10 protein-coding genes and 2 tRNA genes are annotated in these 12,863 nt (G+C 37.1%); all 12 read left to right on the forward strand.

Features of this window, described 5'->3' with window-relative positions; genetic code table 11:
• The first annotated feature begins 37 nt into the window (after positions 1-37).
• Positions 38-1,354, forward strand: a complete 1,317-nt coding sequence (locus K0R77_RS14200; RefSeq protein ID WP_300353662.1) for an FAD-binding oxidoreductase — start codon at positions 38-40, stop codon at positions 1,352-1,354.
• 1 nt (position 1,355) lies between these two features.
• Entirely contained in the window at positions 1,356-2,081 is a 726-nt protein-coding gene (locus K0R77_RS14205) for an SDR family NAD(P)-dependent oxidoreductase (protein WP_300353664.1), read from the forward strand.
• 99 nt (positions 2,082-2,180) lie between these two features.
• Positions 2,181-2,768: an HAD family hydrolase gene (locus K0R77_RS14210; RefSeq protein ID WP_300353666.1), complete on the forward strand. Its 588-nt coding sequence runs from the start codon at positions 2,181-2,183 to the stop codon at positions 2,766-2,768.
• Between the two features lie 21 nt (positions 2,769-2,789).
• On the forward strand, positions 2,790-3,248 hold the full coding sequence (locus K0R77_RS14215; protein WP_300353668.1) for a hypothetical protein: 459 nt from the start codon (positions 2,790-2,792) through the stop codon (positions 3,246-3,248).
• Between the two features lie 3 nt (positions 3,249-3,251).
• Positions 3,252-4,427, forward strand: a complete 1,176-nt coding sequence (locus tag K0R77_RS14220; protein ID WP_300353670.1) for a cysteine desulfurase family protein — start codon at positions 3,252-3,254, stop codon at positions 4,425-4,427.
• A gap of 71 nt (positions 4,428-4,498) precedes the next feature.
• On the forward strand, positions 4,499-4,816 hold the full coding sequence (trxA, locus tag K0R77_RS14225) for a thioredoxin (RefSeq protein ID WP_034730057.1): 318 nt from the start codon (positions 4,499-4,501) through the stop codon (positions 4,814-4,816).
• Between the two features lie 133 nt (positions 4,817-4,949).
• Positions 4,950-5,023, forward strand: a tRNA-Asp gene (locus K0R77_RS14230).
• A gap of 16 nt (positions 5,024-5,039) precedes the next feature.
• Positions 5,040-5,101 (forward strand) — tRNA-Asp (locus K0R77_RS14235).
• 710 nt (positions 5,102-5,811) lie between these two features.
• Positions 5,812-8,079, forward strand: a complete 2,268-nt coding sequence (locus K0R77_RS14240) for a TonB-dependent receptor (protein ID WP_300353675.1) — start codon at positions 5,812-5,814, stop codon at positions 8,077-8,079.
• 11 nt (positions 8,080-8,090) lie between these two features.
• Positions 8,091-10,382 carry a glycoside hydrolase family 3 N-terminal domain-containing protein gene (locus K0R77_RS14245; RefSeq protein ID WP_300353678.1) on the forward strand — a complete coding sequence of 764 codons (2,292 nt, stop codon included), beginning with the start codon at positions 8,091-8,093 and terminating at the stop codon, positions 10,380-10,382.
• 364 nt (positions 10,383-10,746) lie between these two features.
• A complete protein-coding gene (locus tag K0R77_RS14250) occupies positions 10,747-11,625 on the forward strand; it encodes an alpha/beta hydrolase (protein ID WP_300353681.1) in 879 nt (292 codons plus the stop codon).
• Positions 11,626-11,827: 202 nt separating this feature from the next.
• On the forward strand, positions 11,828-12,856 hold the full coding sequence (locus K0R77_RS14255) for a nucleoside hydrolase (RefSeq protein WP_300353684.1): 1,029 nt from the start codon (positions 11,828-11,830) through the stop codon (positions 12,854-12,856).
• Positions 12,857-12,863 lie beyond the last annotated feature (7 nt).

The following is a 12,863-nucleotide window of genomic DNA, read 5'->3' on the forward strand; positions in this document are numbered from 1 at the left end:
TGATTGCATCTGATCTGAAAAAAATAAATATTTACAGATGAAACCGAATTTCACACAAAAAGTTACAAATTGGGGCAATTTTCCCATAGTGGAAAAAGAAATGCGGTCTGAAGACAGCTTCAAAAAAATAAAGGAATTTGTACTCAGTCACAACGAAGTCATTGCACGAGGAAACGGAAGATGCTACGGCGACGCTTCTTTGGGCGAAAATATCTTTTCAACTAAAAAATTAAATAAATTCATCAGTTTTGACCGTCTCAACGGCATTATAGAATGTGAATCTGGAGTTTTGCTATCAGACGTTCTTGAGATTTCTGTGCCTCAAGGTTACTTTTTGTATGTTACACCGGGAACAAAATTTGTTTCGGTAGGCGGTGCAATTGCTTCTGATGTTCATGGAAAAAATCATCATGCTGAAGGATGTTTTTCGGAATATGTTATCGAATTTAAGTTGATGACAGAAAATGGTGATATTATTATTTGCTCAAGAGAAGAAAATCCGGATAAATTTTGGGCAACTATTGGCGGAATGGGACTCACAGGAATTATTCTTTCTGCTAAGTTTAAGCTTAAAAATATTGAAACCTCATATATTCGTCAGGAAAGTATAAAAGCTGAAAATTTAGATGAAATATTCAGACTTTTTGAAGAAAGCGAAAGCTGGACGTATACGGTTGCATGGATCGACTGTCTTCAGAAAGGAAAAAATATAGGCAGAAGTATTTTGATGCGTGGCGAACATGCTTATCGTCATGAACTATCCGGTAATGAAGCTGGAAATCCCCTGGTTTTAAAGAAAAAATTCTCTCCAACAGTACCTTTTTATTTTCCCGGATTTGTTTTAAATGCTTTAACTGTAAAGCTTTTCAATTTTTTATATTATAAAAAGCAATCGAAGAAGGAAGTGAAGAATTTTATTGATTATGAAACATTTTTCTACCCTTTAGATGCCATCAAAGATTGGAACAAGATATATGGTAAGTCAGGTTTTATCCAATATCAAATGGTGATTCCGAAAGAAACCGGAAGGGAAGGAATGAAAAAAATCCTTGAAACCATTGCCAATAGCGGAAACGGATCTTTTCTTGCGGTTTTAAAACTTTTCGGGAAAAACAATCCTGAAGCTTATAATTCTTTTCCGTTTGAAGGTTACACTTTAGCCTTAGATTTTAAAGTTAATTCAAAGCTGAAAAAACTGATTGATAAATTAGATGAAATTGTGCAGGAATTTGGCGGAAGAATTTATTTGACCAAAGACAGCATGAGCAGATCTTCACTTACAGATTATCTGAAAAATGTTCAAAGCTCAAAATTTGTGTCTTTACAGCACAAAAGAATCCTAAATAATAAGTAGAATGATAGTTCTGGGAAGTACATCCGAGGTAGCACAGGCTTTTGTGGAAAAGGCTTTGCAGGAAGGGGAAAAGTTTGAAAGAATCTATCTTTTTACCTCAAATAAAGAAACAACGGAAAGATTTGCAAGACATATTGATGTGAAATTTCTGCAACAATCTGAAATCATCGAGCTTGATCTCACAAAAGAAATCAATTATCAGAATTTTGATTCTATCAATTCAAGTCTGTTATTTTGTGCAACGGGATATTTGGGAGAAGGAACGGAAGAAGGTCTTTATGACAACAAAAATACACAGCGAATTATAGATATTAATTATTCGAAATTGGTTCCTGTGATCAATTATTTTGCGCAGAAATTTGAAAGCAGAAGATCGGGAACAATTATTGGACTTTCATCGGTTGCAGGTGACAGAGGAAGACAGAGTAATTTTATTTACGGAAGTGCAAAAGCTGCTTTTACAGCTTATCTAAGTGGGTTAAGAAACTATCTTTTTGAAAAGAAAGTGCATGTCTTAACAATAAAACCGGGATTTATGGCAACCAAAATGACGGAAGGTCTGCCTTTGAATCCAAAATTAACGGCTACACCAAAGCAGGCTGCAGAATGTATTTACAAAGCATTCAAAAAACAAAAGAATGTGACATACGTTTTACCGGTTTGGGGCGTTATTATGATGATTATCAGAAATATTCCTGAGTTTATTTTTAAAAAATTAAAGCTTTAAATTATATTGTTTTTCCGGAGGAATCTCAATCACAAGAAACAATAAAAGCTTACATTCCTACGGAATGACAAAAGCAGATAAATTTATAAGAAAATTAAAATGAAAAAATTGTATTGTTTTGATTTTGACGGCACGATTACGTATAAAGATACCATGTTTATGTATCTTAAATTTTACAATCCATCAAAATTCCGGGTGCAGTTTGTAAAACATATTCCTCTTTTTATTTTATTAAAACTAAAACTTGCTGAGACTGAAAAAGTGAAAAAAAGCTTTATCGGCTCAATTCTTAAAGGGCAGCTTCAGACAAAGATTGAGGAGAAATCTAAGCAGTTTTTTGAAGAAAGTTACCCGAAAATTATCCGAGAAAATGCTTTCGAATTTATTCAGAATATTGACAGAGAAAATACGGAAAGTCTTATTGTGACAGCTTCTTTAGATATTTGGACAAAACCTTTTGCTGAAAAATTACAGATGAATCTTGTTGCTACCAAGGCAGAATTCAAAAATGGGGTTTTTACAGGAAATTTTATTGGTAAAAACTGCAACGGTAAAGAGAAATTAGAAAGGATAAAAGCAGAAATTTCTGACTCAAAATATGATAAAATCATAGCATTCGGAGATACTTCAGGAGATAAATATATGCTTAAGTGGGCAAATGAAGGACATTATCAATTTTTTCACTAATTTTGAAGGATAAATATCGATATGAATAAACTTCTTATGTTGCTTTTGGCAGTTATTATGAGCTGTACAAATGCCTCGTCACAAAAGTCAAAAGATATGCAGGCAAAAGGAGAAATTCTTGCTTCAGAAACACAGGGTGGAGCAGATCAGGCTGGTTTTAAAATCATAAAAGATCAGACAGAACTGAAAAACAGTATTATAGAAAATTTCAGTAAATCCGGGATGGAACCTGTAATGGAAATTCCTGTTTTTCAAAAAGATAAGAAGGTTGTTTTATATAACTTAGGAACGTTCAATTCAGGAGATCATAAAGTGAATGAAATAAAAAGCATTTCGGTAAAAGATAATGTATTATATGTAGAAATTCCGGAATATGAATCGGGAGGAATGGCAATTCAGGTAATGTCAAATCCTTGGTTTATTTTTTCAGTTCCTTCAAATTATCAGTTCACTTCAGTAGAATTAAAATATTCAAAATAGAAAATGAATAAAATATATTTAGATAACGCTGCCACGACGCCGCTTTCAGCAGAAGTTATCGATGCAATGGTAGAAACCATGAAAATGAATTTCGGAAATCCTTCTTCAACGCACAGTTTTGGGCAGGATGCTAAAATTCTTATCGAAAACGTGAGAAGGCAGATTGCAGATTATCTTCATGTAAGTCCGGCAGAAATTATTTTCACCTCATGCGGAACAGAATCTAATAATATGATCATCAAATCCAGCGTTGAGCATTTGGGAGTTGAAAGAATCATCAGTTCGCCGATGGAACATAAATGTGTTTCTGAGAGTATTTTGGATATGAAGAACAGAAAGGGTGTTGAGGTTGCTTATATCCGTCCCAATGAAAAAGGAGATATCGATCTGAATAGGCTTGAGGAGTTGCTGAAAGCTTCTGATAAAAAAACTTTGGTAAGTTTGATGCATGCCAATAACGAAATCGGAAATATTATAGACATTAAAAAAGTTGCTCAACTGTGTAAAGAAAATAATGCATTGTTCCATTCTGATACGGTACAGACAATGGCTCACATGAATTTAGATTTTTCTGAAATTCCTGTGGATTTTGCTTCTTGCAGTGCACATAAATTCCACGGCCCTAAAGGAATTGGTTTTGCTTTTATCAGAAAATCAAGCGGTCTGAAAGGTATTATTACCGGTGGACCTCAGGAAAGAAGTTTAAGAGCGGGTACTGAAAACGTTGCCGGTATTGCAGGCTTAGGAAAAGCTTTGGAACTTTCTCTTAAAAATATGGATGCATATACACAACATATGCAGGACATCAAACAATATACTGTTGATCAGGTTTCAGAAGCAATTCCAGGTGTGAAATTCAATGGGAGAAGCTCTGAACTGGATAATAGTTTGTATACTGTTGTCAGTCTTTTATTACCTTACAAAAATCCTTTGATTGGTTTGCAGCTGGATATGAAAGGAATTGCAGTTTCTCAGGGAAGTGCATGTTCTTCCGGAGCTTCAAAACCTTCTATGGTGATGATGATGGTGCTTTCAGAGGATGAAATGGATCATTGTACGCCATTGAGAGTTTCATTCAGTCACATGACAACAAAAGAGGATATTGACGTTTTTGTGAATGCTTTAAAAGAAATCTCTAAAGATCTGCTCATAGAAAATACAAATGTTGAGCATAGATAGTCTTATCGCTTAAAAATTGTAATTTTGATCTCAGTAATTAAATATAATATTAATAATTAAAAGATATAAAAATGGCTTTAGAAATTACAGACAGCTCGTTTCAGGAAACGGTTTTAAAATCAGACAAACCGGTATTGGTAGATTTTTGGGCAGTATGGTGCGGACCATGCAGAACTTTGGGACCAATCATCGAAGAAGTAGCATCAGATTTTGAAGGAAAAGCTGTTGTAGGAAAAGTAGATGTTGACAACAATCAGGAAATTTCTATGCAGTACGGAATCAGAAATATTCCTACTGTTCTTATTTTTAAGAATGGTGAGGTAGTAGATAAATTGGTAGGTGTTACTCCAAAAGAGATCATCGCAGAGAAATTAAGTGCACACTTATAAAAAAAACCGCTTTGATAATGAATGCTTTCCGCATCGGGAAGCATTTTTTTTATAAAAATACTTGCAGATTACAGTAAAAGTTGTATTTTTGCAACCACAATAAACAAAGATATTTTCTTATTTGTTGTAAAGAGATCCGGTAGTTCAGCTGGTTAGAATGCCGCCCTGTCACGGCGGAGGTCGCGGGTTCGAGTCCCGTCCGGATCGCAGAAAGTTTTTATTCAATTTACTTGTTAGAATGCCGCCCTGTCACGGCGGAGGTCGCGGGTTCGAGTCCCGTCCGGATCGCTCGAGTGAAAAGTCGCAAATTTAGCGACTTTTTTCGTTTGTAATTGTTGACTCCAGCTCTTTCTTTCAAAATTCTCATAACAGCATCATCCATATCTTCATTCTTTCTTACATAACCTCCCGGCAAAACCGTTGATGTCTATAATTCATTCGTAGCAGAAGAATTTTCAACTTATTCTGGTCAAAACCAAAAATCACAGGATACACAGATTGATGAGGTAGGTAGATATCTTTGCTTCGTTCGATCTTTGTAAAATTAATTCTTTAAAGTCATTATTCAATTCCTGAATCAATGTTACAAAATTTTAATAAAAAAATTACGAAAAGCAAATTTTAAGAAATTGAGTGGTTTTTTGGAGAGATCTTAACAGTTTTAATTTCATTGTTTCTTATTAAATCAATTAAATTTCATATTTAATTTTGAATTCATATGATTGATATTCAGGTATTTAAAATTTGTATTAAATTTTATTAATATTTATTTGTTCAATTAAAATAAAGAATGTACTATTGTAATGCTTCGTATTGAAGCAATAAATTGAAGCTTAATTAGCATAGGAAAATAAATTATTAATCTTCAGTTTCTGTAAGCAAAATTTAACACGTTTTTTCATCTGTTTTTGCCGTCTGATTTTTTAGAAGGAGGTATCAATTTGTGTTAAAATTTCTTAAACCTTTAAAGAAAAATTAAAAATATATACCTTGAAATGAGAAAATCCACACTTAAAATTTCAGCTTTAGGATTGATGCTTTCCTTTGTATTGGTTTACGGGCAGGAAAAAACAGACACACTTGCAGTAAAAAATGCCGTGAATGCAGCTACAAAAACTGAAGAAGGCGTAAAAACTGTGACCACATCTTCAAAAGAAGATAACAACAGAAACGTAATGTTGAACGCGGCCAACAACACAAGTCCGAGAGACGTAAATATCGGTTTGCCATCAACAGTTGGTGGAATTACGATTCTTGAAAATGACTTGCCTGCCGTTTACTTCTTCTGGCCGGAACTTCCCAACAAAACCTGGAGGCAAAGTGTAGGCCTGGAAAAAACAGGACTTCTGAAAATGGACCAGCTGGCAAATACAATGGGTGATCTTGGTTTTGCAGTCAACTCTTATTCTCAAATCGGAACAAAGGATTTAAAAGTCAAAGGAAAATTTACAACAAGCACTTTCGGTTGGCTGCAAGGTGATGTAAATGCTTCAGGACCTATTTCTAAAAACGGCTGGACGTACACAGTTGGTGCCTTCGCCAATTTTGACCCGAGCACCTATAAATTGGGTTTTGCCAGAAATGCCGATGAAACAAAGATTTTCAGAGCCGGTTTAACCAAATATTTCAATGACGATAAGGGTAAAATCTCAGTTTTATACAAATATGCCGATTCGTACAGTCTCACCAATTATGCGGTTTTCGAATACGGACCGGAAGGTAAGGTAACCGAGCTGGATAACTTCAAAATCGGTAGAGATTCTTACGTGGTGCGTGAGGGAAATATGAAGTTTAAAGACGTTCTTTCCGGACAGACCTATTTTGCAAACCTTGCAGGGAATGATAACAGGTCTAGTTCTCATAACATTGACGTTGTCGGAAATTATTTGCTGAATAACGGCTGGAATTTCAAATTCTCAACTCGAGCCCACTTCTCAAAAGTAAAAATGGCCAACAGCATTCCTTTAAGTATTTTCAATGCTGCGCCGGGGGCTGGTTACACACTTGCTTCAAACGGACAGGCATATTCAGGTCCAGTCGGAACACAGTTGGCAATGTACACACCAGAAACGCCAATTACGAGTGTTACAGGACGTTTTTCACTGAACAAACAGGTGGGAAATCATAACCTTACCGTAGGTGTTTTAGAGCAATATTATCACATCGATAAATTCACCTCAAACCGTTCTTTCTTCTACCAGACGGTTGGCGCGCAGCCTCAAAGATTAATCGGTCCCAATACAGATGCAGATGGTTTCTACAACTACAATGCCGGTGCAGAATACCACAGCGGAACAGAAAATAAACTGTCTATTTATGGAACAGATGAATGGAAAGTTTCTGATAATTTCAACTTGAGCTACGGTTTGCATCTTAAAAATCACATTCTGGACGGAGAATATTCGTTGACACCAAGAACGGTTGGTTTCAGCTTTACAGATTCAAGTCAATTCAATCAGATTAATCAGAGCTTTTTCCAGATTGGTGGTAGCTTGAACGCAACATACAACATTACCAAAAACTTTGGCGTGATCGCAAACGCTTTATACACCGAAGAAAACAGAAGACTGGAAAGTTATTCACAGGCTTTTGAACCCAATACCAATAAAATTAAAAGTCCGCTTGGTGCAATCGGAGTGTTCTGGAATACAGACTGGATTCAGCTGATTTCTCAGGCGACCTATCTTAAGAAAAATAACAACCTGAACCGATACAATCTTGTAAATCCAGCCAACAGTTCTCAGGCGCAGGTTGCAACGGTTTATTACGATATTCAGACATTGGGATGGACAACGGATTTTGTTTTAAAGCCATTCAAAGGATTTAACTTGCATTATTTGGTGACGTTCCAGAATCCGGTTTACAAGAAATTTAATTTTGATGCATTCGGAACTTCATATAACTACAGCGACAACAATGTGTTGGGTGTTGCTAAAACTTTAATGGAAATCGACCCGAGTTACACGATTGACAAGTGGAGATTCTGGGCAAGTTTCAGATATTTCTCAAAACAATATGCGAATCTTACCAACGCCTTATATTTCGCTCCAAGATGGGAAACTTTCGGTGGAGTAAGTTATACGGTTAATAAAAATATCAATCTTGGCGCAACGGTTATCAACTTCCTGAATCAAAGAGGAGCAAGCGGAACCATCAATGGTGCTGAACTGATTACCGATGCGAGTCCATACTACGGAAAATTATTGACGGGAACTTACATTATGCCATTAACAGGTCAATTTTCTGTAAGCTTTAATTTCTAAAATTTAAAACAATGAAAAGAACAGTTTTAAATATTGCAGCCCTATTTTTAGGAATAACAGCATTTTCACAAAACATTCAGATTGTAACCAATTCTAAAGGTCCGGTTTTGGGGTATTCTGGAGATTCAGGCGTGAAAATTCTGACAGTTGGCGGAAATAAATTTAAAGATTTAAATAAAAATGGAAAGCTCGATAAATACGAAGACTGGAGACTTCCGATTGATGAAAGAGCCAAAGATTTAGCTTCAAAAATGTCCGTTGAGCAGATTGCAGGATTAATGTTGTACAGTGGTCACCAATCGGTCCCAGCTCCTGCAGACGGTTTCAGAGCAGGAAAATATAACGGAATGTTTTACAAAGAAAGCGGTGCAAAAGCTTTTGATTTAACAGACCAGCAAAAGAAATTTTTAAAAGAAGATAATCTTCGTCACGTTTTGGTAACAACGGTAGAATCTCCGGAAATTGCTGCAAAATGGAGCAACAATATTCAGGCTTACATCGAAGGTTTAGGATTAGGAATTCCTGCCAACAACAGTACAGACCCGAGACATTCGGCAACGGTAACAGCAGAATTTAATGAAGGAGCAGGCGGACAAATCTCTCTTTGGCCGGACGGTTTGGCGATGGGCGCAACTTTCGACCCGGAATTGGTGAAGAAATTCGGAAATATCGCCGCTCAGGAATACAGAGCCTTAGGAATTTCAACCGCTTTATCGCCGCAAATCGATTTAGGAACAGAACCTCGCTGGTATAGAATCGCTTACGTTTTCAGCGAAAGTCCGGAACTGACCGCTGATTTAGGAAGAGGTTACATCGACGGTTTCCAGACAACCATCGGAAGTAAAAACGGTTGGGGAAACAAAAGTGTGAACGCAATGGTGAAACACTGGCCGGGAGGCGGACCTGAAGAAGGCGGTCGTGACGGTCACTGGGCAATGGGAAAATTTGCGGTTTATCCGGGAAATAATTTCCAGAATCACGTAAAACCGTTTACTGAAGGTGCATTTAAATTAAATGGCGGAACCAAAGAAGCTTCTGCGGTAATGCCTTATTACACAATTAGTTTTAATCAGGATACGAAAAACGGAGAAAACGTTGGAAATGGCTATAGCAAATACTTAATCACCGATTTACTCCGTGGAAAATACAAATACGATGGCGTAGTCTGTACCGATTGGTTAATTACCGCAGATGAACCAAAATCTCCGGGAGGATTTGCCGGAAAACCTTGGGGAGCAGAAAAATTGTCAATCGCTCAACGTCATTACAAAGTGTTAGAAGCCGGCGTTGACCAGTTTGGAGGAAACAACGACAAAGCGCCTGTTTTGGAAGCCTATCAAATGGGCGTAAAGGAACACGGTGAAAAAGCGTATCGTGCAAAATTTGAGCAGTCAGCGGTTCGTTTATTGAGAAATTTCTTCAGAACCGGATTGTTTGAAAACCCTTACGCTAACGTTGAAGAAACAAAGAAAATCGTTGGTAATCCTGAATTTATGAAAGCAGGTTACGAAGCTCAGGTAAAATCCATCGTACTATTGAAAAACAAAGCCAATATTCTTCCGATTAAAGAAAGAAAAACGGTTTACATTCCGAAAAGATATTCTCCTGCAACCTTCAACTGGTGGGGAGTTTACACCGGACCATCTTTGGAATATCCTGTCGATATCGAAAAAGTGAAGAAACATTTTAATGTCACAGACGACCCTGCAAAAGCTGATTTTGCTCTGGTTTTCGTGAAAAGTCCGCACAGTGAAGAAGGTGGTTACAGCGACATTGACGCTAAAGAAGGCGGAAACGGTTATCTTCCGATTTCTCTTCAATATCAGACATACACGGCAACCGAAGCTCGTGAAAAAAGTATCGCAGCAGGCGACCCGGTTGTTGCACCGAATGTTCACGACAGAACGTTCAAGAACAAAACTTCTACAGCGACTAATTTCACAGATTTGTTAGCGATAGAAAATGCTTACAAGGCAATGAACGGAAAGCCGGTCATCGTTTCTATCACAGCTTCCAAGCCGATGATTTTTAATGAATTTGAAAAACACGCCGATGCAATTCTGATGAATTTCAATGTATCCAATCAGGCAGTTGTGGATATTGTGACCGGAAAATACGAACCTTCAGGTTTGCTTCCTTTACAGATGCCTGCGAATATGGCGACGGTTGAAAAGCAGAAAGAAGATGTTCCTTATGATATGGAAACACACAAAGATTCCGAAGGTCACAACTACGATTTCGGATATGGAATGAACTGGTCTGGCGTAATTAAAGATGCCAGAACTCAAAAATATCATAAATAATAGTTCATCATAAATAGGTTAATTGATGTCTTGAGACCGGGCATTAGGTTCAGTCTCATTTCTTTTGACATAATATTTTGGGCAGCTTTATCCGCCTGTAGTTTATCCTGAGCGGAGTCGAAGGGTTCCCGCTTTTTTGTCATTGCGAAGAAACTGAATTAATCAGTTGAAATTTTCAGCAATCGCAATCACAAAAAGAGCTCCACTCAAGTCGGGCTGCGTGCAATTCGATGTTAAAATCAACAGCGTTTTTGTCATTCCGTAGGAATCTCAACAATGATATTTGAAATACTGAGCTTAGATTCCTACGGAATGACAAACCAACTACAAAGTTTAAGAACTAAAAATCAAAACAATTTAAAAAATGAAAAAATTAATCATAGTAAGTTTATTTCTTGCAGGTTTAACAACCATCAATGCTCAAAAATCAATTCCATTATACAAAGGAAAAGCGCCGGGAACAGAAAACTGGACACAAAAAGAAGCGCAGCAATTTAATGAATTGTTCAAAACAGAAGTTGTTTTCAACGTAGCGCAACCTTCAATGTTATTATTCGAAGCCGATAAGGCGAAAGCCAACGGAACGGTAATCGTTGTCGCTCCGGGGGGTGGTTTTCAAAGTTTATCCATCAACAGAGAAGGAATTGATGTTGCCAAAAAACTAGCAGAAAACGGAATCACGGCAATCGTTTTAAAATACCGATTACTAGAAACAAAATCCAACGACCCAGCCAAAGAAATGATGGAAGGCATCAAAGACCGAAAAGCATTCGACGCAAAAACAGCTCCAATCAAAGTAATGGCTGGAGACGACATCAAAACGGCCATTTCCTACATCAGAACCCACGCAAAAGAATTAAATATCAATCCTGAAAAATTGGGTGTTATCGGTTTTTCAGCGGGCGCGAGTGTGATTTTGGAAAGCGTTCTTCACAGCAAAGATGCTTCAACGTTACCCAACTTCGCAGCTTCGATTTACGGCGGGCCAAGTCAGGAGATTTTAGATACTCAGATTCCTTCAACGACTTTACCATTGTTCATTTGTGCTGCAAGTGATGACCAATTAAAACTGGCTCCAAAATCAGTTTTATTATACAACAAATGGATGGAAGCAGGACAGCCAACCGAGCTTCATATCTATGAAAAAGGCGGTCACGGTTTCGGTATGGGAAAACAAAATCTTCCTGTTGATAAATGGTCGGATGTGTATTTGGATTGGCTGAAATTCCACAAATTTTTATAGCATTTGATTAAATCATAAAGATTGTACTGACTTTAGTCTCACATAGGTTGAGCAAATTTTGCAGATAATAAATTAAGAAATCTGCTTTATCTGAATAATCTGCGAGAGATTTTATAGAGTCCCAAAGGGACGATTTACTAAAGGATAGGATAAAATCCTATCAGAAAACAATCAATAACTCTTTTGTGGTTAACCTAAAACAATGAAATCAATTTTTAATATAGTTTCTTTTTTTGCGGCAATGGCTGTGTCCGCACAGTCTTCTGCCGTGATTTCGGAAATGGATAAATACGTAAAACCCCGCTATCGCGTTATCGTCGATAACGATTTTGGTGGCGACCCCGATGGTTTGTTTCAACTAGTTCATCAGATTCTTTCGCCTTCCACAGAAATCAAAGGAATTATCGGTTCCCATTTAAAACCAGGCGACCCGTTTGACAAATCAAATATTACTGCAGAAAATGCTGTAAAAAGAGTCAACGAAACGTTGGAAGTAATGAATTTGAAAAACAAATTTTCAGTTTTCCAAGGTTCCAATGACCCATTGAAAGATTTGAAAACGCCCAATGTTTCTGAAGGTGCGAAAGCCATTGTTGCAGAAGCGATGAAAGCAGATGAGAAAAATCCTTTGTTCGTGGTTTGTGGCGCTGGTTTGACGGAAGTAGCTAGTGCTTATTTAATCCAACCAAAAATAGCAGACAAAATTGTGGTTGTTTGGATTGGCGGCCCTGAATATCTAGATTTAGCAACGCCGCCTCCAGGTTACACGCCTTTGGAATATAATCTAGGAATCGATATCAAAGCAGCACAGGTTGTTTTCAATGAATCCAATCTTAATATCTGGCAGATTCCGAGGAATGCCTATCGACATACTTTGATGTCTTACGCAGAGCTCTTAACCAAAGTGAAACCGGAAGGAAAAACCGGAGCTTATCTCACTAAAAAGATTGAAGACCTGATGGAAATGGTTCAGAAATTCAATCTGAAAATCGGCGAAACCTACATTATGGGTGACAGTCCTTTGGTTTTGCTGATAGCTTTACAGTCTTCATTTGAAGCAGACCCATCTTCGAGTTCTTATATCATCAAAAATGCACCGAAAATCAATGATAACGGACTTTACGAAGATAATCCAAAAGGAAGGAACATCAGAGTCTATACACAATTGGACACTCGACTGATGTTCGAAGATTTCTATTCAAAATTAAAATTATTCAATAACAAAAAGTAAAAAATAT

This window comes from Chryseobacterium sp., from assembly GCF_029240215.1.
Lineage (GTDB): Bacteria > Bacteroidota > Bacteroidia > Flavobacteriales > Weeksellaceae > Chryseobacterium.